A 23,279-nucleotide genomic window follows, 5' to 3' on the forward strand; every position below is an offset into this window, starting at 1 on the left:
GGTGTTTTTGCAATTATTTAAAAAGATTCTATGTTACATGGCATTTAGCTGTGTAGCCCTTTTAGCACTCTGCACAACGGCTGCAGAACATATTGCCCCGCCTTCTTTATCAAGTATTGAAAATAGCGATATTAAACGCCTTTTACCTACCGACGAAGTAAAAACAATGCTAGCAGGTGAAACTGAATTTTTAAGTTTACGTAGTGAATACATGAGCGCTGATTTTAGAGGGGTTGTATTACTTATTCCCGATTGGCAATCAGCCCCTACCAACAATGCTGGAATGAGTTACTTACGCAAAGAGCTTAACAATTTAGGCTACACCACCTATGCAATGACCACCCCTGATATTGATTGGCAAGCGAGTAAAATAGCTGAGCCAGCTACAGAAACAGCACCAAGTGCCGCCACTGAAACAGAGAGTCAAGCCAACAGTGAATCAGAGCAGCCTAATGCTTCAAGTAAAAATGAAGCGCCTCATCATGTGGGTGCCATTGAAGCCATCAGCGACGAAATACTCGATAACTACAAACTAAATTTACTTGCTCGCTACAAAGCGCTTTACCAAACCGCGATGCAAGAACCCACTAATATCGTTGTAATTGCGCAAGGCACCAGCGCAGGAGTTTTAACTGAGTACTATGCAGACTTTCCACAAGAGCGTATTGATGCGTTTATTAGTGTAAGTAGCTATCTGCCCAATGCACAGCGCAATAAAAGCTTAAGCCAAACAACGTCTCTTGTTACGCCTGCACTTTTAGATATTTATTACGCCAGCGACAACCGTGATATTTTAATTAACTTAAAAAATCGCCAGCGCTGGGTTAACCGAAACGCTAAGTTTGACTACCGCCAGCGCCAGTTATTTGGGCTTCGTGATCAACCTCAACAACATGCTCGGCTAACAAAAGAAATAGACGGCTTTTTACGCCGCCTTTTTTAAATACTCATAGGCTGCTTGAATGTCTTGGCTTTTTTTAACCGCCAATTCCATCATATGTTTTGGTAAACCTTGCGATACTAATTTATCAGGGTGATGTTGCGCCATTAACTTTCGGTACGCTACTTTTACTTCCCGCTCGGTTGCCCCATCGTTAAGTCCTAAAAGCCCAAGCGCTTGCGCACGATTCATATTATTGTTGGGGGGTACATGGTGCCCTGAGCCTTCTTTATAACTGCTACTTTGCCCTTGCTGCTGTTGGTAACGCTGTTGCTGTTTTCTAAAGTTAAATTCAGCTTGATAGCGTTTAAGTACAAACGCAAAATGAGTTTTAGAAATACCTAACTGCTTGCTTACTTCACTTAATAACTGCTTTTCTTGGTCAGCTAAAACGCCATCAGAAAACGCCATTTGAATTTGTATTTCTAAAAATAATTGCAGTAAGTCATGACGCTTAGCAAAGCGTTCTTTAAAATCATAGACGGTTTCTTTTAATGAAAAGTCGCTTTGTTTACCCGCTTGAAAAGCATGCTGTGCTTCACGGCGTTCTTCGCCTTTCAAACCCATTTCGTCCATAAATAAGCTAGCGGCTTTAATGTGTACCTCGCTTACTCGGCCATTAGACTTTGCAATATGCCCCATCACTGCAAAGCAGCTTGAAAAGAATAGCGCTTGGCGCTCGTGGACATCATCACCATTAAATAAACTTGAAAAACCACCCGCCTTATCAAAATTATTTTTTAAGCTTTTATCAAATAAATGACCAAGGTATAACCCTAAAATAGCACCAAAAATTTTGCCAAACATAAAACCAAAACAAAATCCGAGTATTTTTCCCCACATGTAAACGACTACTCCTATTAATTATGTGTCGGCTTAAGCCAAGCGCTCATTTAATGCCGTTAAACGCGCTGGTGTGCCTATGTCATCCCAATTACCAATATAAAGCTCGGTAGACACTAAATGCTTACTTAGTTTTTCTCGCAATAACGGCCCAAGCGGACGAATGCCCGGCTCTAAACCATTAAAAAAGTCAGCCTGATAACGACTAATACCCGAAAACGTATATTTTTGACTATCTGGCGATAAATGGCTCAATGTAAAATCCCCATCAAGATTATGTGGGGGATTTTCAATAAGCACCAAATGTGCCTCACCTGGTTGTAAATGTAATTGCATAAGCGAGCTTACATCGTAATCGGTAAATACATCGCCATTTATCACAATAAACGACTCTCCCAATAAAGGAAGTGCCTGAATAATACCACCCGCGGTTTCAAGGCCGCCTTCAACTTCTTGGCTATAAACAATATTTACACCAAATTGACTGCCATCTTTAAAGTACGCTTTAATTTTATCACCCTGCCATGCAAGGTTTATCACTATGTCGGTAATGCCAGCGGCCTTCAAGTTATTAACATGGTGCTCTATGAGTGGTTTATTTTGCACTTTAAGCATAGGTTTAGGCATAGCTTGAGTGAGCGGCATCATGCGCTGCCCACGCCCTGCGGCTAAAATCATGGCTTTCATAAATTTACCTGCTCTAATCTTTTAGTCACTTTTGGTACTATCGTATTTTTAACCCAGTCACTGAGTGCATTGAGTTCAGGATAGCGTTCAGCAACATCTACAATATATTCAAGGGTAGGTAAAATATTAGCTAAATAACCTGTCTTACCGTCACGCAAATACAGGCGACAGAATATACCGGCGGCTTTTAAATGACGCTGTAAACCGGTTAAGTCAAACCAAACTTTAAATTCTTCAAACGAAGTATTACTGACTAAGCCTTCGCGTTTAAACTCGTTATATCCAAATGCTAATAGCTGAGCGAGTTCATTATTAGGGAGCTTAAAATAGCAATCGCGTAACAACGAAACTAAATCGTAACAAAGTGGCCCGCGTACGGTGTCTTGGTAATCAATTATTGCCCACTGAGAATCGCTGTGCATAATATTACGGCTGTGGAAGTCGCGATGAACTGTTACCGTGGGTTGTTCAAGCATGGTTTGAGTGAGTAGATCACAGCTCGACTCCCACATTTTAAGTTGGTTTGTATCAACGCTTTCAGCAATAAAATCTTTTACCAACCATTGGCTAAATATCGATAATTCAAGCGCTATAAAGTCTTTACCATAGGCCTGCATATCTGAAGCCTCAGGCGTTTTTGCCCACTTGGCTGATAAACTTATTAACTGTGTGTAGTAGTCGGTTCTATTTGCATCATTAAGCATGTCAGCTAAGTGTGTGCTGCCTAAATCAGTTAAAATAAAAAAGCCTTGTTGTTCATCACTTTTAATAATATGCGGTAACAAAAAACCCTGGTCAGTAAAAACTTGATTCAAAGATAAGTACGGTGCGTTATTGACCTTTTGTGGATCGGAGTCCATTACAATAAAGTGCTGATTGTTAATTGTTAAGCGAAAATACCGCCTAAAACTGGCATCTCCGGTTATCGCCTCAAGTGTATCTGGCTGTTTGCCAAAGTGGGTCGTTATGAAGTGTTGTAAATTATCAAAGCGTGTCATTTTATAAGATATCTATTTTTAACTAAGTTAATTAGGTCAATTACTGTATTTGCCATTATTTTCCTTTATTATGTGTAAATTATATTTATACACACAGTATTAGGGTCAATAAATGAGCAAAACCTGGGGCATTTTGATGCTAAGCGTAGTTAGCGCACCATCGCTTGCCGAAACTGAACTGACACACAAACTTTGTGGCACTTCAATGCAAACCAGAGCTTGGCAACCGCTACCTGGCGTAAAACTCGGTAATGTTGACATTAAAGCTGATGATGTAGAACTCCTTGGTACTCAAAGCGCCGAATTTACCGGCAATGTTGATATTAACACCGTTAATATGAGTTTGTCCGCACAAACTGCATTGATAGACAAGCAACGTGGTTTACTTAATGCCACAGGTCCTATTGTATATCGCGATGCTGTTAGTAACGTAAATAGCTCAGGGTTAAATGCCGATTTAAATAATTCAGAAATTAGCCTGTTAGGTGCTGATTACAAGCTAACAGAACAACAAGGTAAAGGCGGTGCTGAAAAGCTCACTATAAATGATTCTGGCTTAGTACTGATGAATGCAAGCTTTACTGCTTGTCCGGGTGAAACCCCAGCTTGGGAAATTGAAGCCGACGAGATTAATTTATCTCGCGAAGAAGGTTGGGGTGAAACTCACAACGCCATACTTCGAATTTTAAATACCCCTGTTTTGTATTTACCTTATTTTACTTTTCCATTAGACGAGCGCCGTAAATCGGGATTACTCACGCCTAGTATCTCAAGCTCAGACAAGTATGGCTTAGAAACCATTACTCCTTATTATTGGAATATTGCGCCTAACTTAGATGCCACCATCACGCCGCGTTATATGGCTAACAAGGGTTTGCAACTAAAAACAGAGCTTAGATATTTAACCAAGCAACATGAAGGCCTAGTGGGTATAGAATACCTAAACAAAGACGACTCAGAGCCAGCGCTTGGTGAGCGCTACATGTTTCATTGGCAGCAAAAAAGTTACTTAAACGAAAATTGGCGAGCAAGTGTTGACGTTACCAATGTAAGCGACGATAACTACATTACTGATTTAGAATCAAGTTATGCGAGTAAAACCGACACCCAACTTTATCGTACCGGCGTACTGACTCATTTAGGAGACACATGGCGGACCGATATAAAAGTTCAAAACTTTGAGGTACTGGGTGATCACTTAGAGTCGTACACTGCTATCCCACAAATTAATTTCACACAAACAGCACCATGGAAATTTGATCATTTTGATTTTAGCGTGTCTGGTGAATTGAGCCATTTTACCAACAGCTCTGCAATTATAGATCAAGCAACTCGAGTTCATATTGAGCCAAAAGCACGGTTTGATTACGACCAATACGCATGGTCATTTTTATCTGAAGTAAGCTTATTACAAACAAATTACGATCAACAAGGTGACCTATCTGGCACACAGTTTAAGCAAAGCGTATCGCGTACTTTGCCAAAAGTACGTTTATATTCACAGCTTAATTTTGAGCGCGATACGTCCTACCTTGTCCAAGACGGTATTCAAACACTAGAGCCGCAAATACAGTATTTATATACGCCTAATAAGGATCAGTCTGATATTGGTTTATACGATACAACCAAATTACAAGACGATTATTACGGCTTATTTAGAGACACACGCTTTTCTGGTGTTGATAGAATAGCCGCTGCAAACCAGTTTACGCTCGGTGCAACAACGCGCTTATTTGATAAAAAACAAGAAGAGATTTTTAACTTTAGTGCCGGACAAATATTTTATTTATCTGATGATGCCAAGCCAACCGAGCAAAGCTTAAACTCAGATACCAATTACAATGCATTATTTGCAGCGCAAACCATGGTACATTGGCATCGTCGTTGGTATTTTTCTGCGGGTATACAGTACAACACTGATAGCAAACAAATGATTCAATCAAATGCCACTTTAGATTACAAAGGTGATAATAATCAGCTAGTGCAATTGAACCATCGCTATGCAAATGATGTCTCAGGAAATACAATCGAGCAAACAGGTGTGTTTACAAGTATTCCAATAAGTGACGAATGGCAGTTTATTGCAAGCTATCATCGCGACCTTGAAAACAACCGAAGTGTCGAAATATTAAGTGGGTTGCAGTATGAATCGTGCTGTTGGGCGTTTCAAATTACTGGTCACCGCCAAATCGAAACTGATTTAAATCAGTCAATAGGTACAGAGCAAGCCACCTTTGATTCAGGTATTAGTTTTAATTTTGTACTAAAAGGACTGGGAAGTAAAAGCCGCTATGATGCACAAAAACTATTACAACAAGGTATTTTTGGCTATCGTAGACCGTATTTTCTTAATAACTAGTATCACAAACGTACTATTAGCAAGAGTAGTAAATAGAACATGACTTTAAAAAAATTATTAGTATCAACCGTTTTAAGTATCAGCCTGTGCCAAAATGCATTTGCTGAACCAGTAGAAATTGACAAAGTTGTTGGCATTGTAAACCAAGGTGTTATTTTACAAAGCGAAGTAAACTCCATTGTTGATCGCGTAAAAAAGCAAGCCCAAGAACAAGGTCAACAATTACCTAAAGACGAAACTTTACGTGTGCAAGCCATGGAGCGTTTAGTTAGCCAAGCACTGATGATGCAAATGGCTGAGCGCATGGGTTTACAAATTTCTGACAGCCAGTTAGATCAAACGCTTGCTAACATTGCAAAAGAGCAAGGCGGTACAATTAGCGATTTACGACGTACGGTTGAGGCATCTGGCGATAGCTTTCAAGCATACCGTGAAGAAATACGTAAAGAGATCACAACACAACAAGTTACCCGCGCAAACGTTGACCGCCGCATTTATATTAGTGAGCAAGAAGTCGATAATTTATTAAAAATAATGGCTAGCCAAGGTCAAAGTGCGGAAGAGTATGATATTGGCCACATCCTGATCGATATTCCTAACGAAGCAACAGCAGATGAAATATCAGCGGCTAAAACCCGTGCTGATAAAGTTATTGAATTACTTAACGACGGCCAAGAATTTAAACGCATTGCAATTTCATCATCAAGCGGCTCAAAAGCACTTGAAGGCGGTCAATTAGGTTGGATGGGTATAAATGAGATGCCTTCTCTTTTCGCTGAAGCTGTAAAGAGTAAAAAGAAAGATGCTATCGTAGGCCCACTTCGCTCAGGTGCTGGCTTTCATATTATTAAAGTTCAAGATGTGCGTGGCCTACAAGTAGTTGAAACAACAGAAGTGCGCTCACGCCACATACTTATTGAACCTTCAATTATTCTAAGCGAAGAAAAAGCACGTAATATGCTTGCTGGTTTTGCTAAAGACTTACGTGCTGGCAACGCTGATTTTGGCGAGCTCGCCAAAGAATACTCTGAAGATCCAGGCTCTGCACTTAAAGGCGGCGAATATGATTGGACTGATCCAACTACCTATGTTCCTGCGTTTAGAGATACATTACTATCGCTCAAACAAGACGAGATTAGCGAGCCTTTTAGAACCCAGTTTGGTTGGCATATAGTACAGCTACTCGACAAACGTGTTGCTGATAAAACTGAGTTAGCAAAACGTAACCGCGCACATGGCATGCTATTTAACCGTAAATTTAAAGAAGAAAGCTTCAACTGGCAGCAAGAAATGCGCGAACAAGCCCATGTTGAAATTTTCCCTACAGACGAATAAATATGACCTTAAGAATAGCAATTACACCAGGTGAACCTGCCGGTATTGGTCCAGATTTGCTTATTACGCTTGCTCAGCAAGCGTGGGACGCACAACTTGTTGTGCTTGCTGATGCCAAACTATTAAAAGAACGAGCGAAGCTGTTAGGTCTACCTATAAACCTCATTGAGTTTGATGAAAGCGCCCCTGCTAAAGCAACACCCGCAGGCAGCGTGTATATTTATCAAGTCAATTTAGGTGATGATGTAGAGCTAGGCGTACTTAACGATGCTAATGGCCAATATGTGTTAGACACCTTGCGTATCGCAAGCGAAAAAAACATGGATGGCACGTTTGACGCTGTCGTTACAGGCCCTGTTCACAAAGGGATTATAAATAAAGCCGGCATTTCGTTCAGTGGCCACACAGAATATTTTGCACAACAATCAAACACCGCAGATGTTGTCATGTTATTAGCCACAGAAGGGCTTCGTGTTGCACTTGTGACAACACATATCCCGCTGGCTTATGTATCGCGTGCAATCACCGAAGATCGCCTGACTAAAGTTGCCACTATATTAGATCACGACTTACGAACTAAGTTTGGTATTGAAAAGCCACGTATATTAGTCTGTGGGTTAAATCCGCACGCTGGTGAAGATGGTCACTTGGGCCGTGAAGAAATAGACACAATTACCCCTACCCTTGATATTTTAAGAAGCCAGGGTATGAATTTAATTGGTCCACTACCTGCCGATACATTATTTCAAGATAAATACCTTTCAGAAGCCGATGCAGTACTTGCTATGTATCACGATCAGGGTTTACCTGTGCTAAAATACAAAGGATTTGGTAAATCGGTGAATATCACGCTGGGTTTACCTTTTATTCGCACTTCAGTTGACCACGGTACAGCGCTAGATTTAGCTGGTACAGGTACCGCCGATGTTGGAAGTTTTGAATTAGCGATCCGCGAAGCAATCAAGCTCGCCCATGAAAAAGCACAGAATCAATGACCGATAAAGTACACTTAGGACACCGCGCCCGTAAACGTTTTGGACAAAACTTTTTATTTGATGAAATGATCATCGATAAAATAGTTTCAGCAATCGATCCTAAACCAGAAGATAATTTAGTAGAAATAGGCCCAGGCCTAGGTGCAATCACCGAACCTGTGGCTGAACTTAGCGGACACCTAACAGTTGTAGAGCTAGATAAAGACCTTGCAAAACGCTTAATTGAACACCCGTTTTTAGGGCCAAAATTAACGGTAAACCAAGGCGATGCAATGAAATACGACTTTGCAAGCTTAGTTAAAGACGACAAAAAGTTAAAAGTGTTTGGTAACTTACCTTACAACATCTCCACGCCATTGTTATTTCATCTTTTTGAGTTTGCCGATAACATTGAGCACATGCACTTTATGCTTCAAAAAGAAGTTGTAAAACGCATGGTTGCAGGCCCTGGTAGTAAAACGTTTGGTCGTTTAAGTGTAATGACTCAGTACTACTGTAATGCAATGCCTGTAATTGAAGTGCCGCCAGAATGTTTTAAGCCCGCTCCTAAAGTTGACTCTGCAGTTATTCGCTTAATTCCTAAAAAGCCTGAACAACGAACAGCTAAAAGCGTAAAAATACTTAACACGGTATGTTTAGAAGCGTTTAATCAACGCCGTAAAACATTACGAAACAGCCTTGGCAACTTACTTACAGCCGAAGAAATGGCAAGCATAGGTGTTGACGCTACATTACGTGCTGAAAGTTTATCTTTACAACAATTTATTGATATAGCTAACTGGATTTATGACAAAGAGCAGTAATATTGGATCACCTGTAAAGGTGTCTGTAGAGACATTTTATGTTGAAGGTCAATCACAGCCTGAAATCGAAAAGTACGTATTTGCCTACTCTGTAACAATAAAAAATCATAGTTTGTGTAGTGCTAAGTTATTGCATCGTTATTGGTTGATTACAGACGCAAACGGCAAAGAAGTTGAAGTTGAAGGCGAAGGCGTTGTTGGCGAAACCCCAACAATTGGCCCAGGTGAGAGTTACAAATACACCAGTGGTGCTATTCTCGACACTCCAGTAGGTACAATGCAAGGCCACTACACGCTACGCAACGAGTTTGGTGCAGAGTTTGAAGCGCCTATCAATGTGTTTCGTTTAGCTTGCCCTAATATTTTGCATTAGTAAAAACGCTACATGGCCGATTATGCAATAGGTGATTTACAAGGGTGCTTCAAAGAATTCAGCACCTTGTTACAACGGGTTGATTTTAATCCAAGTAAAGATCACCTATATTTAGTGGGTGACATTGTTGCCCGTGGCCCTGACTCACTTGCTTGTCTTGATTTCATCTATCAACATCAAGATAGCATGACCATCACACTGGGTAATCATGACTTACACATGATTGCTTGCTACTTTTTAAATAAGACGACTAACCCAAAAGATAAATTAGCCCCTATTTTTAAAAGCAGCTTACTTAAGCGTTATATCTCTTTTTTACAAACCCAACCACTCGCTTTATATTTAAAAACACATAATTGCTTTATCTCCCATGCAGGCTTAAACCCTGATTGGTCAATTGAAGAGGCATTGCAACACGCACAATTTGCTCAAGATTGCTATCAATCAAAGAATGCAAAAAACTTTTTTGAGCATATGTACTATCCCCATCCTAAAAAGTGGTCAACAACACTTAATGACTATGAAAAATTTAGATACATAGTCAATTACTTTACCCGAATGCGTTTTTTAACCCGCAATAATATGCTTGACCTTAATGCAAAAGGCGCAATAGCAGATAGTAATTCGTTAACACCTTGGTTTATGCACCCTAACATTGCCATACTTAAGAATGAGCTTATTTTTGGTCACTGGGCATCACTTGAGGGTAAAACAGGGGTTAACCATGTTCATGCTTTAGACACAGGCTGTGTATGGGGTAACGGGATGACGTTAATGGAACTTAAAACAAAAAATCTATTTATAGAAAAATGACTCTTTTTACCTAAATAACCTGAAAAATTCCAATACATCTGTTAGATTTATAAACTAATAGTTAAAATTAATTAAAGTAATTGATTTTAATTACTTAACTTATCCGAATAAAAGCCGATAAGTTTTAATTAAAGTATCTTTGAGTGGAAATCCATATGAATCTAACAGTGAGCCAACGTATTTGGGGTGGTTTTATATTTATCACGCTATTACTTTTAATTATTGGCGGCAATTCGTTAATTAAAATAGCGAATATAGACCGTTCTACTCAACAGGTGAACCAGCTATCATTACCGGCATTAAACAAAAGTTCAGAGCTACAAGCTGAATTCATATTAATGAGTAAGGCAGCACAAGCAAGTTTTTATACTTCATCCGCAAGTGAGCTTGAACCCATTAAAAAAAGAGTATTCGAACAAAAAAAATCATTCAACGAACTCCATGCACAGCTTCAGAGCGTTGTTAAAAACGACCCTGAACTAAGTAAAAGTAGTCAAAGTGTTGAGCAAACCTATGAAAACTTTTTAAGTATTGTTGAAAACTTACTCGAAGATAAAAATAAGCAACTGGCATTAAATAAAACACTCACTGCACAAATTGAAGCCATTGAGCTTAGCGCAGAAGATGCTAACTCAGTAGTTTTAGACATAATTGATATAGATGGTTTTGAACAAGACCACCCTCGTGCTTTCCAAGCTGCGAATAACTTGGAAAATAACTTTATGTCGGTGGTTACCAACAGTACCGACATGTTAACAGTAAAAACGTTAACCACATTAGATATCGTTAAAAGCGAGCAAACCTACTATCTTGAAGAAGTAACACGCACTGTTGCTCTAATTAAACCGGCTATTGAGCAAAGCCATAGCGACTTGTTTAATGACCTCAAAGAGCATGTTGAAGCACTTGAGAGTAACGTAAAAGGTAATAACAGTTTAGCCGCGAATAAAAAACGTTTAATTGATTCAATTGCGCTCACTGAAAAAGAGCTAGCCGACTCAGAAGCCGCAACAAAAATAGCACTTAATCAAATTGACGAGTTAGTTTCGCAAGCAAGTAATGTTGCCTTTGAGCTTCAAAAAGGCGTTCGTAATGACGTAGACTCAGCAAATTTATGGACATGGGTTGGTATGGTTATCGCAACTTTACTTGCCATCGCCATTGCATATATAACCGTAAGCCGTATTACAAAACCACTTGCCGAAGTAAACCGAATTTTAGACATTGTAGCCAGTGGCGATATGACTCAACGCTTAGATGACAGCGCTAAAGACGAATTTGGCGAGCTATCTAAAAGCTGTAATACCTTAATAGACAGTTTACGCAGCTTAATTAAAGGTATTATTTCTCGCTCAACTCAATTAGCAGCTGCATCAGAAGAAACCTCAGCCATTACTGCAGAATCAAGCCAAGCTATTAGTAACCAGCAAGCACAAGTGCAGCAGGCAGCAACAGCAACGACTGAAATGAGCAGCACATCGCAAACAGTAAGCAATAGTGCACAGCAAGCATTAAGCGAAATTAAAAACGCAGATAAAGAAGCTGAACGTGTTAAAGGTATTTCCAACAATAACAAATCAACTATTGAGCAATTAGCTCGCGAGGTTGATGATGCCTCTCAAGTTATTAATAAGCTTCACCAAGATAGCGCATCGATTGGCAGCATACTTGATGTTATTCGTGGCATTGCAGATCAAACTAACTTACTCGCGCTTAACGCCGCAATCGAAGCCGCCCGTGCAGGTGAATACGGCCGTGGCTTTGCCGTTGTAGCAGACGAAGTACGCTCATTGGCAAGTAAAACTCAAGAGTCGACACAAGAGATCCAATCAATGATTGAATCGCTACAAACGGGCGCAGAAGCGGCTGTAACAGCAATGACCAAAGGTAAGCAACGCGCAGTATCGTGTGTAGAGCAAACTGACTTAGCAAGTACAGCGCTTGACTCAATCACCTTTGCGGTATCACAGGCCCATGACGTGAGTGAAGAAATATCTACAGCAGCACTTGAGCAACAACAAGTGGCTGAAGAAATTAGTGAACGTTTAGAGTCAATTGTTGCTATTGCAGAACAAACAGCTGAAGGCGCAAGCCAAACTAATATCTCAAGCTCTGAAGTAGCAAAACTAGCCGAAGAGCTGCGTTTATCGGTAGACGAGTTTAAAGTTTAAAACGCTTTGCATATACTAAAAACCCCGTTAGCACCATGTGTTAACGGGGTTTTCTTTATAGCATTAGAAAGTAAAGGTAGTTACTTTTGGCACTGTGAACAAAAAACAGTACTACGCTGCCCCAGCCTTATTTCTTCCAGCTCATTATCACACGTTAAACAGGGCTTTCCTTTTCGCCCATATACCAATAGCTCTTGAGCAAAATAACCCGGCTTACCATCGCTTTGTGCAAAGTCTTTAAGCGTGGTACCACCTTGAGTTATAGCGGCAGCAAGCGTGTCTTTTATTATAGGGATAAGTGCTTGATAGCGCTTAAGTGACACCTTCCCCGCTTCGCGCTTTGGATGAATCCCAGCTTTAAACAATGACTCGTTAGCGTAAATATTCCCAACCCCTACTACCACAGCGTTATCCATAATAAACTGTTTTACAGGTACTTTTTTATTGCGTGACTGCTCGTATACGCGCTTTGCGAAAAAGTTATCCGTTAAGGGCTCTGGGCCAAGCTTTGAGAGTAACTTATGCACCTCACCTGGCTCTTGCCATAAGCAACACCCAAAGCGGCGAGGATCGTTTAAGCGCAGCGCTTTATCATTAGCAAATACAAATTCAACATGGTCGTGCTTTTTTAAAGGCTCGCTCTTATCTACAACCCGTAGGTTACCTGACATACCTAAATGTAAAATAGTGCTACCAAGCTCACAATGCAGCAATAAATATTTTGCACGGCGCTCAATATTGGTAACAGTTAACCCCTCTAGCTGGTAAACATCGTCAGGTACTGGCCAGCGCATACTCGCATTATAAATATTAACCTTGGTTACAACTTGGTTTTTTATGTGAGGAGTAATGCCCATTCGGCTCACTTCTACCTCTGGTAATTCAGGCATTAATTAGACCCACTTTGTGAAAAATCAAAACTAGGAAACAACTGTGTAGCTGTAGTTATATCAAGTGAAAATACGCGCTGAGTACTTTTTTCGAGTAAATAATACTGATTATTTACTTTGTAAAGTAAATATACCCAAGGCAAACTTTCTCCAGCTAATTCAAATGTGGCAACAAACAAAGGCGCATTTGGGTTAAAAACCACAGACTCATTAACCACTGGCAACTGTATTCCTTGCCAAATATTAACAAGTTCTTGTAGTTGTTGCTCTGATGGTTGCCAAAAAACAGGCACATCTTTCTTTATTGCAGTTGTACGCCAACTAGTACCAATACGCTCAATTTTTTGATCAACAAAACTAAGGGTTAAAACAAAGCTTTGTGTAGGTAACACCGCTTGCAATGTGGGCTCTTGTTCACCACTTAAAAACTGCTTATGCCAACCATTTAAAAAGAAAATCATAATCAGCATCGAGAAGATTATAACGTTATTCCACCCCTTACGGCCCAGTCGCATATTTATACACCTAGTAAATTCAATATTTTAAAGTGTAACTAAAACTTAATTGCACTGTCTATATGTTAAAGGGCGCAGACTTTGTTAGAATATCGGCAAATTTAAAGGAGTTCCGTCAATGTCTATGTATGTAGTGGGCCATAAAATCCCAGATTCAGATTCTATTTGTGGTGCAATTGCACTGGCTTATTTAAAAAACCAAATTGATGAGCCGGCAATACCAACTCGTCTTGGTGAAGTTTCACCAGAAACTCAATTTATCCTTGATAAATTTGGCTTCGAAGCACCTGAGCTTAAACTAAGCTACGCGGGTGAAGATGTTTATATTGTCGATCACACAGAAAAAACACAAGCACCTGATGATATCGACCAAGCCCGTGTTGTTGGCGTGGTAGATCACCATAAATTAGGTGACTTAACATCATCTACTCCGCTTGAATGTTGGATCCGTCCTGTTGGCTGCTCAAATACCATTATTAAAATGATGTACGATTTTTACAGCGTAGAAATCCCTAAAGACATCGCAGGTATTATGATGTGTGCCATTTTAAGCGACACTGTAATATTTAAATCGCCGACATGTACGACTGCCGACATTAAATGTGTTGAAGCACTTGCTGAAATTGCGGGTGTTGAAGACTTTAAAGAGCTAGGCATGGATATGTTCCGCGTTAAGTCTGCAGTAGAAGATACACCTGCACGTGACTTAGTTATGCGTGACTTTAAAGATTTCAACATGAACGGTCACCTAGTAGGTATTGGCCAACTAGAAGTAATCGACCTTGCAGTGTTTGACGATATTAAAGCTGACCTTGAAGCTGATATTGCAAAGCTTAAAGCCGAAGGTAATCGTCACTCAGTATTTTTACTGCTTACCGATATTATGAAAGAAGGCTCACAAATGCTAATTGTATCTGACGATGCAAACTTAGTTGAGCAGGCTTACGGCGTAAAACCAGAAAATGATAAAGTATGGTTAGATGGTGTATTAAGCCGTAAAAAGCAAGTAGTACCTCCACTACAAGATGCCTTTGCTAAAGCCTAATAGCTTTAATAAATAACACTAAAAAGCCGATATTGCATATGCATTATCGGCTTTTTTGTTTTTAAATTTAAAGAGCAAACTAGCATTAGATTTTACTTTTTATTTCATTATAAATTTTTGCATGGCTTTTTGAGAATTCCACATTAGTTATATCTATTTTATTTAACCACAACGCCGCTTGTGTTTTATTACCCAACTCCCAATACGATTGCGCTAAACGTAAACTATAGGTTGCTTGGTAAATGCTATCCGGTTCGATGTAGTCGAACGCAGTTTTATAATATTTTACTGCGTTATTAAAATCATTATGCTTAAAATATGAAAAAGCTAAGTTACCTAGCGCAATTACAGTTTTAGCATGATGTTTTGTTCTTTTTATAGCGTTGTAGGCTTTTAAATTACTTTCTATCGCTTGAGGGTACTGTTGCCAATTGTAATAAATGTGCCCTTTATTGATGTGCAGCTCAAAGTGAAAAATAGCATCACTACTTTTTGCATAACGCTTTTCGGCATCAAGCAATACCCTTAGTGCCTTTTTTTTATCGCCAAATATGTGCTGTAAATTAGCCAGCTCTACAAGCCTTAAAGGATCACCAAATACATTATAAATTTCATCAAGTTGAGCAAATGCTTTTGCCGCATAGGCTTTCGCTTGTTGCTTATCACCCAAGTAATTAAGCGATTTAGCATAATAAAAATAAACTTGTATTTTAAATGCGCCGGGTAATTCTTCTTGGTCAACAAAGGGGCTTAATGCGCTATGAAGATTATCGAATTTTTGATAATCAAAATAATAGTCAAACTCGTAAGTTTTCAATTTATACCAATTAGAGGAGTTCTTTTGTGTATTTAAAAGGCGAGATTGAATGTAGGTTAAGCAATCTTGGTCTGTTTTCATACAAAACACTTCATGATCACTTAAGTTTTCAGAGGCTTTTGCACCCATGCTTACATATAAAAGCAAAAAAACAATTAAAACATGCTTCAGCATTAGAACACTCATATTAGCCACATAAGCTTTAAGTGTAATATGAGTGTGCTCTATTTAACAATGGATAAAATAACTACGCGTATTGCCCGGCTGCAAATCCACAGCTCCAAGCGTACTGAAAATTATACCCTCCAAGCCAACCGGTTACATCGGTTACTTCCCCTATAAAGTACAAGCCTTGTGATTTTTTGGCTTCAAATGTTTTAGAGCTTAGTTCGTCTGTATTTACACCACCCAGGGTTACTTCTGCAGTTCTATAGCCTTCGGTTCCGTTGGGTTTTATTTGCCACGCATGAATGTAGTTAGCAAGGTCTTCAATTTGACTATGGGTAAGCTGATTAATATTGCAATCAGGTATTGCATTGCTTTCATGTAATATTTCAATGAACCGTTTTGGCAATATTGTCGTTAGGCTATTTTTTAGTGATTTTTGAGGTTGCGTTTCTCTCCAGTCTGCAAGCTGCTGCTTTAAATCTAGCTCTGGAAGTAGATTAATAGTAACAGCCTGCCCTGCACGCCAAAATGAACTTATTTGTAATATAGCGGGGCCAGATAAACCACGGTGCGTAAATAATATATTTTCTTTAAATGTGGTGCCGTCTTCACTTGTTACTTCGCACGGTATGCTAACGCCTGATAATCCTTCAAAGCGTTCTTTGTCGTGTTGGTGAAGGGTAAATGGTACAAGCGCGGCCATAGTAGGTAGTACGTTTAAACCAAACTGCTCAGCAATTTTATAACCAATAGGTGTAGCACCAAGCTTGGGCATAGTAAGCCCACCCGACGCAACCACTAACGACTCGCAATGTAAGGTCTCTTGCTCTGTGGTAACGCTATAACCCGACTCTGTTTTTTGTACATTAATCACTTCACTGCGCAAGGTTATATTTACACCTGCCCACTCGCATTCAGTAAGAAGTATATTCACAATATCTTGCGCACTATTATCACAAAACAGCTGGCCTAACGTTTTATGATGGTATGCCAAACCGTGGCGGTCCACCAGCTCAATAAAGTCATGTTGCGTATAACGGCTCAAACATGATTTAACAAAATGTGGATTGCTGCATAAGTAATTTTCCGGTGCTGCATTCTCATTTGTAAAATTACAGCGCCCGCCACCACTAATTAAAATTTTACGACCCGGCTTTTTACCCATGTCTAGCACTGTAACACGTCGGCCTCGGTATCCAGCTTGCGCCGCACACATTAATCCAGCCGCTCCCGCGCCAATTACAATTACATCTACCTGGGTCATCTATTGATCTCACTTAACAATTTGCTCGATTATAGCAAAATTTAATCGCCAGCAATGTACAGAATTCATTATTACAAATAACACAACAAATATATTTTCTATTTTTTAAAAGTATTAAAAATACAAATTAAAAAGCAGTACCTTTATATCATTTTTATTTTATATGACAAATACAAAACAATGACAAACCCCTTTAAAACACTCGTTATAACTAAATGAAATAGGGACATAATGATTTAGTATTTTAACTTTATTAACACATAATTTACCTTTGTACCTGCATTGTGACAATTCATCACGATATAACTAATAAAAAAATCTAGGGAAAATTATGACAACAAGTAAAACATTTAATAAGTGTGCAATAGCACTTACCATTAGTACGCTTTTTGCTACTGCATCAAGCATGGCTAACCCAGCACAAGCAATCGGCCCTTCAGTGGCTGACACAACAGCTAAACTTCAAAATCAAAGTGGCTTTGAAACGCAATTCATCATTAAATATAAAAATAACAATTTTGACGCACTGAGCTATTCAACTGCAGATGAAAGCCCTGTAAACATGAAAGCGCGTGCAAAAAACTTTGTTAAAAACTTTGCTTCTAAAAAAGGGAAGGTAAAAGCAAAGTACATTCGCGCAATGGCACTAAATAACCACCATGTTATGCGAGCTGATAAAAAGCTTAGCGCAGCAGAAGCACAAGAGTTTATGCAAGAAATGGTTGATTCAGGCAACGTTGAGTACATTGAAGTTGACCAAATGTTAAAACCTTTTGCGACACCTAACGATCCGCGCTATGGCGACCAGTGGCACTACTATGAGCAAGCTGGCGGTTTAAACTTACCAACAGCTTGGGACACAGCAACAGGTAGTGGTGTAGTAGTGGCTGTTCTTGATACAGGTTACCGCCCTCACGCCGACTTAAACGCTAATATTTTGCCAGGTTACGATATGATTTCTAACCTATCAGTTGCTAACGATGGCGGCGGCCGTGATAGCGATGCACGTGATCCGGGCGATGCAGTAGCAGCCGGCGAATGTGGTAATAATGGTGCGCAAGGGTCTAGCTGGCATGGTACGCACGTTGCGGGTACTGTTGCAGCCGTTACAAATAATGGTGAAGGCGTTGCCGGTGTTGCTTATGACGCAAAAGTAGTTCCAGTGCGTGTACTTGGTAAATGTGGTGGTTTAACGTCTGATATCGCCGATGGCATTATTTGGGCATCTGGCGGTAACGTATCGGGCATTCCTGGAAACCCTAACCCAGCTGATGTTATTAACATGAGCTTAGGTGGCAGCGGCTCTTGTAGTTCTACAACACAAAATGCAATCAATACAGCTCGCAACAATGGCGCTGTTGTAGTTATTGCAGCAGGTAATGATAACGATAACTCAGCAAACTACAACCCAGGTAACTGTAACGGTGTTGTTAATGTAGCATCAGTTGGTCGAAATGGTGGCCGTGCTTATTACTCAAACTACGGTAGTAACATTGATGTTGCTGCACCCGGTGGCGCGCAAAGCTTTGCTAACGATTCTGAAGGTGTTCTGTCTACATATAACTCGGGATCTTCTTCTCCATCAACCGATAGCTATTCATTCTCTCAAGGTACATCTATGGCCGCTCCGCACGTAGCGGGTGTAGCTGCACTTATCAAGCAAGCAAAACCAAATGCTACGCCTGATGAAATTGAGAGTATTTTAAAATCGTCTACTCGCTCGTTCCCTGCAACATGTAACAACTGTGGTACAGGTATTGTTGATGCAGCAGCTGCTGTTGCCGCAGCAAGTGGCGGTACAACACCACCTACAGCAGGTGATAGTGAACTTGTTGATGGCGAAGCTAAAACAGGCTTAAGCGGTGGTGCTAACGCACAAGACTTTTACACCATGACCGTGCCAAGCGGAGCAACCAATGTGACGTTTACAATGAGCGGTGGTACAGGTGATGCCGATCTATACGTTCGTGCTGGCAGCCAACCAACTACATCAAGCTACGACTGTCGTCCGTACAAAGGCGGCAACAGCGAAGAATGTTCTATCGATAATCCAACGGCAGGTACATACCATGTAATGCTTCGTGGTTACTCTGCTTACTCTGGTGTGAGTTTGGTAGGTAATATCACAGGTGCATCTTCTGGTGGCGGTTCAGGCACACCTGAAGCAGGTGGCGGTACTGTTAGTGACGTAAGTGCCAGTGCTGGTCAGTGGAAACACTACACACTAGATGTGCCTGCTGGTATGTCTACATTTACTGTAACTACTTCTGGTGGTACAGGTGATGCTGATTTATTTGTGAAGTTTGGTAGTCAGCCAACATCGTCTAGCTACGATTGTCGTCCATATAAAAATGGTAATGCTGAAACATGTACCTTTAATAATCCACAAGCCGGTACATGGCATTTAAGTGTAAATGCTTACAGAACTTTCTCTGGTTTAACTATTAGCGGACAATACCAACCATAATAGTAATTTCATAATCTTTGGGATAGCAAAGGCCAAACTGACTGTTTGGCCTTTTTTTGTGAATAAGATAATTTTTTAGTTTAATGAGGCTTAATACTAACGAGCTATTTTTAGACAACTAAGCCTCGTCAATCACTAGAGGAAGCTTCGTTATATACCTGTTTTATATAAAGATTAAACGAACAATATCAGTTTTATTATCTAAAACTGGTTAAGTATAGTTGCTAATGAACACACGTATTAGTTCAAATATATTACTAACTTATCACCAGAAAACAAAAAACCCAGCCTAAGCTGGGTTTTTAAATTCTAAAAAACTAAAATTACTTGATTTTAGCTTCTTTGAAAATCACGTGTTTACGAGCCTTAGGATCGAACTTTTTGATTTCCATCTTTTCAGGCATGTTACGTTTGTTTTTGTCAGTAGTGTAGAAAAAACCAGTACCGGCAGTTGAAACTAAACGGATTTTATCGCGCATGATTCAGTTCCTTAAACTTTTTCGCCGCGAGCACGGATTTCTGTAAGAACCGCGTCGATGCCTTTTTTATCGATAATACGCATACCTTTAGTAGTAGTGCGTAATGTTACAAAACGTTTTTCACTTTCAACCCAAAAACGGTGTGTTTGTAGGTTAGGTAGGAAACGACGTCTAGTCGCGTTTCTCGCGTGTGAACGGTGGTTACCAACCGCTGGACGCTTACCTGTAACTTGACATACTTTAGACATGTCTATATATCTCCAATAACTTCGCTCGAGCTTAATTTAATCTAAGGCCGTGTATTTCTGCCCTAGATAAATCGAAGGGCGCTCTTTATACAGCTTTTACAGGCAAAGATCAAATACTGATCTATCCAACCAGCTCATATGTAAATTTGATAGCGGCCAATTATAAAGATCGAATGCCCTTAGGGAAAGTAAAAACTGCATTTAAATTAAACTAATTTGCTAAAATGTATTAAACCGCTCATTTTTAGCACATTTCTATATTAAAGAGAGTCAAATAAGGCCACGCTCGGCAAACGAAACACACGTTTCACCTCCCACAATGATATGGTCAAGCACATTTATGTCTACTAATTGCAGTGCTTGCTGCAATTTATTGGTAATAAGCTTATCTGCTTGGCTTGGTTCAGCAATCCCACTTGGATGGTTATGAGCAAAGATAACAGCCGCTGCATTATTTTTAAGTGCCGCTTTAACAACCTCCCGCGGATACACACTTGCGGCATTTATTGTGCCGTAAAAAAGAATCTCATCTTTTACTAAGCGGTTTTGACTATCAAGATAAAGCACCATAAATACCTCTTGCTGTAGACCCCGCATTTGAATGGTTAGGTAATCGTATACTGAATTAGGGGAGTTAAACACGGCATCTCGTTGGCAGCGCTCCTGCATATAACGCTGACTTAATTCAAGTACCGCTTGTAATTGAACATACTTCGCCGTTCCCAATCCTTTTTGCGAACAAAATTCGTCCATGCTGGCATTAAACAAGTTATGTAATGTTTTATTTTCGTTCAGTAAGTGCTGAGCCAACTCTATTACGTTCATCCCCGGCAACCCGGTACGTAAAAATATGGCAAGGAGCTCTGCATCACTTAGCGCTTTAGCGCCTTTTTCGATAAGCTTTTCACGTGGGCGTTGAGCATTGGGCAGTGAAGTTAGTTGCATTTTTTCATCCTTGAATAACTCATGTGTCTTATAAATGTAATGCAAAATAAAAATTTAGCTTGTAATTTTAAATTAAAAACTTAGCTGAACGAGTAAAGATTTGTTATTTTAGGCGCCATATTTAATAAGATTGACAGACAACCATGATGACGTTAACAAACAAAAAAATTGTACTGGGTATTAGCGGTGGAATTGCAGCCTATAAATGCGCTGAGCTCGTAAGACGATTAAAAGAGCATGGTTGTGAAGTAAAAGTTGTCATGACTGAGTCTGCTAAGCATTTTATTACGCCACTCACAATGCAAGCCCTTAGCGGTGAGATAGTATCGGATTCATTGCTCGACCCTGCCGCCGAAGCGGCGATGGGACACATTGAGTTTGCCAAGTGGGCTGATCTTATTTTAGTCGCTCCTGCAACATGTAATATCATTGCAAAAATGGCGACCGGCATTGCAGACGACTTACTGACGACTTTACTGCTTGCGACCCCAGCAAAAGTTGCAGTAGCCCCAGCTATGAACCAGCAAATGTATGCACATGCTGCAACGCAAGCAAACCTAGCCACCCTGAAAGCGCGTAACGTACTTATTTGGGGCCCGGGTAAAGGAGAGCAAGCGTGTGGAGATGTCGGCTCAGGACGTATGCTTGAACCACATGAGCTTGTAGCGTTTTGTGTTGAAGAGCAACCTCCTCAAATTTTAGCTGGTAAAACAATTACTATCACCGCAGGCCCAACCCGTGAGCCGCTTGACCCTGTTAGGTTTATATCAAACCATAGCTCTGGAAAAATGGGTTACGCACTTGCAGAAGCCGCGTTGTTACTCGGTGCTAACGTTAATTTAATTTCTGGCCCTGTAACTATAAAAGCCCCTACTGGTGCAAATCTAATAAATATAGAAAGCGCAGAGCAACTATTAAATGAAGCACTAGTATATGCACCGCAGTCGGATGCGTTTATTGGCTGCGCAGCTGTTGCCGATTACAGAGCTGGCGAAGTAGCAACTCAAAAAATGAAAAAGCAAGGCGACGAGCTAACACTAACGTTAGTTAAAAACCCAGATGTAATTGCAGCGGTTGCTAATATAGAAAAAAACCGCCCTTACACTGTGGGTTTTGCCGCTGAAACGCAAAACGTTGAAAGTTATGCTAAAGGTAAATTAGTTAATAAAAACCTAGATATGATATGCGCAAACGATGTATCACAAAGTGGTTTAGGGTTTAATTCTGATCAAAACGCGCTGACTCTGTATTGGCAAAATAAACAGTTAGAACTGCCCGTTAGCAGTAAAAGTGCAATTGCTTTAAAAGTGATCGAACAGCTGGCTAAACATCTATAAAAGGCTGGAAACAAACTGAATAAAACATTAACATATGCTTTTCATTTGAACAAAAAATGATTAACCCCAGCCAAGAATAACTAATAAAAAAGGAATGTTCATGCCTGCGACAAAAAGAAGTAATCGCAAAGAGCAAATACTGCAAGCACTCGCACAAATGTTAGAAACAAGCCCTGGTCAACGTATCACCACAGCTAAACTAGCTGCTGAGGTTGGTGTATCTGAAGCGGCTCTTTATCGTCACTTTCCTAGCAAAGCGCGTATGTTTGAAGGCTTAATCGAGTTTATTGAAGACACTCTTTTATCGCGCATCAACCTTATTTTAGAAAACGAAAAAGAAAGCCAAACCCGTGTTTATAATATTTTACTTTTACTTTTAACATTTGCCGAAAAAAACCCTGGTATTACTCGTATTTTAACCGGTGATGCGCTGCAAGGTGAACAAGAGCGCTTACGTGAACGCGTTCAAAGCTTTTTTGAGAAATTAGAGACCCAACTTAAACAAGTACTCAGAGAACGTAAGCTTCGTGAAGGTAAAAACTTCCAAAGCGATGAGCTTACACTGGCTAACTTTTTACTTGCCTATGTTGAAGGAAAAATGAATCAATTTGTGCGCAGTGACTTTAAAACTAAGCCAAGCGTGCAATTTGAAAAACAATGGCCTGAATTGCAAAAAATTTGGCTCTAACATAATCATACCCACTGAATTATTTTTTTAATAAAACGACCAAATGGTCGTTTTATCGTTTATACCTGTTACTTATCGCCACTACCTGCCTTCTATCCT

22 protein-coding genes are annotated in these 23,279 nt (G+C 40.0%); 12 read left to right on the top strand and 10 right to left on the bottom strand.

The window, feature by feature from the left end; translation table 11 throughout:
• The first annotated feature begins 37 nt into the window (after positions 1-37).
• Positions 38-943 (top strand): DUF3530 family protein, encoded by a 906-nt coding sequence (locus tag ATS72_RS09240; RefSeq protein ID WP_235591614.1) that lies wholly within the window; start codon positions 38-40, stop codon positions 941-943.
• Here ATS72_RS09240 and djlA read toward each other — a convergent pair.
• From djlA to ATS72_RS09255, 3 genes are read right to left on the bottom strand one after another with little or no spacing between them, the layout of a single operon-like run.
• Positions 926-1,783, bottom strand: coding sequence for a co-chaperone DjlA (djlA, locus tag ATS72_RS09245; RefSeq protein ID WP_058429690.1), 858 nt, complete (start codon positions 1,781-1,783; stop codon positions 926-928). The genes ATS72_RS09240 and djlA overlap by 18 nt on opposite strands.
• A gap of 33 nt (positions 1,784-1,816) precedes the next feature.
• Positions 1,817-2,470 (bottom strand): N-acetylmuramate alpha-1-phosphate uridylyltransferase MurU, encoded by a 654-nt coding sequence (gene murU, locus ATS72_RS09250; RefSeq protein WP_008131831.1) that lies wholly within the window; start codon positions 2,468-2,470, stop codon positions 1,817-1,819.
• Positions 2,467-3,468, bottom strand: a complete 1,002-nt coding sequence (locus tag ATS72_RS09255) for an aminoglycoside phosphotransferase family protein (protein ID WP_058429689.1) — start codon at positions 3,466-3,468, stop codon at positions 2,467-2,469. The genes murU and ATS72_RS09255 overlap by 4 nt, the downstream gene beginning before the upstream one ends.
• A gap of 112 nt (positions 3,469-3,580) precedes the next feature.
• On the opposite strand from ATS72_RS09255, the gene lptD reads away from it, so the two are divergent.
• The 7 genes from lptD (at position 3,581) to ATS72_RS09290 (ending at position 12,317) form a co-directional block, all read left to right on the top strand.
• Positions 3,581-5,827 (top strand): LPS assembly protein LptD, encoded by a 2,247-nt coding sequence (gene lptD, locus ATS72_RS09260; RefSeq protein ID WP_006793223.1) that lies wholly within the window; start codon positions 3,581-3,583, stop codon positions 5,825-5,827.
• 39 nt (positions 5,828-5,866) lie between these two features.
• The gene (gene surA / locus ATS72_RS09265; protein ID WP_006793224.1) at positions 5,867-7,162 is read left to right on the top strand and encodes a peptidylprolyl isomerase SurA; all 1,296 of its coding nucleotides are present in this window, start codon (positions 5,867-5,869) and stop codon (positions 7,160-7,162) included.
• Between the two features lie 2 nt (positions 7,163-7,164).
• Entirely contained in the window at positions 7,165-8,157 is a 993-nt protein-coding gene (gene pdxA / locus ATS72_RS09270; protein WP_008131824.1) for a 4-hydroxythreonine-4-phosphate dehydrogenase PdxA, read from the top strand.
• Complete coding sequence (rsmA, locus tag ATS72_RS09275; RefSeq protein ID WP_006793226.1) at positions 8,154-8,960, top strand: 16S rRNA (adenine(1518)-N(6)/adenine(1519)-N(6))-dimethyltransferase RsmA; 807 nt, start codon at positions 8,154-8,156, stop codon at positions 8,958-8,960. Before pdxA ends, rsmA begins: the two co-directional genes overlap by 4 nt.
• The gene (apaG, locus tag ATS72_RS09280; RefSeq protein WP_006793227.1) at positions 8,944-9,333 is read left to right on the top strand and encodes a Co2+/Mg2+ efflux protein ApaG; all 390 of its coding nucleotides are present in this window, start codon (positions 8,944-8,946) and stop codon (positions 9,331-9,333) included. Before rsmA ends, apaG begins: the two co-directional genes overlap by 17 nt.
• 12 nt (positions 9,334-9,345) lie before the next feature.
• The gene (locus ATS72_RS09285) at positions 9,346-10,146 is read left to right on the top strand and encodes a symmetrical bis(5'-nucleosyl)-tetraphosphatase (protein ID WP_058429688.1); all 801 of its coding nucleotides are present in this window, start codon (positions 9,346-9,348) and stop codon (positions 10,144-10,146) included.
• A gap of 155 nt (positions 10,147-10,301) precedes the next feature.
• On the top strand, positions 10,302-12,317 hold the full coding sequence (locus tag ATS72_RS09290) for a methyl-accepting chemotaxis protein (RefSeq protein WP_010556604.1): 2,016 nt from the start codon (positions 10,302-10,304) through the stop codon (positions 12,315-12,317).
• A gap of 80 nt (positions 12,318-12,397) precedes the next feature.
• Here ATS72_RS09290 and mutM read toward each other — a convergent pair whose 3' ends face one another.
• Entirely contained in the window at positions 12,398-13,207 is an 810-nt protein-coding gene (gene mutM / locus ATS72_RS09295; protein ID WP_058429687.1) for a bifunctional DNA-formamidopyrimidine glycosylase/DNA-(apurinic or apyrimidinic site) lyase, read from the bottom strand.
• On the bottom strand, positions 13,207-13,722 hold the full coding sequence (locus ATS72_RS09300; RefSeq protein WP_058429686.1) for a hypothetical protein: 516 nt from the start codon (positions 13,720-13,722) through the stop codon (positions 13,207-13,209). The genes mutM and ATS72_RS09300 overlap by 1 nt, the downstream gene beginning before the upstream one ends.
• 118 nt (positions 13,723-13,840) lie before the next feature.
• On the opposite strand from ATS72_RS09300, the gene ATS72_RS09305 reads away from it, so the two are divergent.
• Positions 13,841-14,767 (top strand): manganese-dependent inorganic pyrophosphatase, encoded by a 927-nt coding sequence (locus ATS72_RS09305; RefSeq protein ID WP_058429685.1) that lies wholly within the window; start codon positions 13,841-13,843, stop codon positions 14,765-14,767.
• Positions 14,768-14,852: 85 nt separating this feature from the next.
• Here the strand turns inward: ATS72_RS09305 and ATS72_RS09310 are convergent, their stop codons facing one another.
• Together ATS72_RS09310 and ATS72_RS09315 are read right to left on the bottom strand one after the other, a co-directional pair.
• A complete protein-coding gene (locus ATS72_RS09310) occupies positions 14,853-15,758 on the bottom strand; it encodes a tetratricopeptide repeat protein (RefSeq protein WP_058429748.1) in 906 nt (301 codons plus the stop codon).
• A 73-nt stretch (positions 15,759-15,831) separates the two neighbouring features.
• On the bottom strand, positions 15,832-17,016 hold the full coding sequence (locus tag ATS72_RS09315) for an NAD(P)/FAD-dependent oxidoreductase (RefSeq protein WP_058429684.1): 1,185 nt from the start codon (positions 17,014-17,016) through the stop codon (positions 15,832-15,834).
• A gap of 331 nt (positions 17,017-17,347) precedes the next feature.
• Here ATS72_RS09315 and ATS72_RS09320 point away from each other — a divergent pair, with 331 nt between their 5' ends.
• The gene (locus tag ATS72_RS09320; RefSeq protein ID WP_058429683.1) at positions 17,348-19,483 is read left to right on the top strand and encodes a S8 family peptidase; all 2,136 of its coding nucleotides are present in this window, start codon (positions 17,348-17,350) and stop codon (positions 19,481-19,483) included.
• A 323-nt stretch (positions 19,484-19,806) separates the two neighbouring features.
• On the opposite strand, the gene rpmG is transcribed toward ATS72_RS09320, so the two are convergent.
• From rpmG to radC, 3 genes are all read right to left on the bottom strand, one after another.
• Positions 19,807-19,962 carry a 50S ribosomal protein L33 gene (gene rpmG / locus ATS72_RS09325; RefSeq protein ID WP_004587947.1) on the bottom strand — a complete coding sequence of 52 codons (156 nt, stop codon included), beginning with the start codon at positions 19,960-19,962 and terminating at the stop codon, positions 19,807-19,809.
• A gap of 11 nt (positions 19,963-19,973) precedes the next feature.
• Positions 19,974-20,210 (bottom strand): 50S ribosomal protein L28, encoded by a 237-nt coding sequence (gene rpmB / locus ATS72_RS09330; RefSeq protein ID WP_006793236.1) that lies wholly within the window; start codon positions 20,208-20,210, stop codon positions 19,974-19,976.
• A 270-nt stretch (positions 20,211-20,480) separates the two neighbouring features.
• The gene (gene radC / locus ATS72_RS09335; protein ID WP_008131137.1) at positions 20,481-21,155 is read right to left on the bottom strand and encodes a RadC family protein; all 675 of its coding nucleotides are present in this window, start codon (positions 21,153-21,155) and stop codon (positions 20,481-20,483) included.
• A 143-nt stretch (positions 21,156-21,298) separates the two neighbouring features.
• On the opposite strand from radC, the gene coaBC reads away from it, so the two are divergent.
• Positions 21,299-22,492, top strand: a complete 1,194-nt coding sequence (coaBC, locus tag ATS72_RS09340; RefSeq protein ID WP_058429682.1) for a bifunctional phosphopantothenoylcysteine decarboxylase/phosphopantothenate--cysteine ligase CoaBC — start codon at positions 21,299-21,301, stop codon at positions 22,490-22,492.
• A gap of 100 nt (positions 22,493-22,592) precedes the next feature.
• Entirely contained in the window at positions 22,593-23,180 is a 588-nt protein-coding gene (gene slmA / locus ATS72_RS09345; protein WP_006794533.1) for a nucleoid occlusion factor SlmA, read from the top strand.
• Positions 23,181-23,279: the final 99 nt, after the last annotated feature.

This window comes from Pseudoalteromonas sp. 13-15 (assembly GCF_001468205.2).
GTDB lineage: Bacteria > Pseudomonadota > Gammaproteobacteria > Enterobacterales > Alteromonadaceae > Pseudoalteromonas > Pseudoalteromonas marina.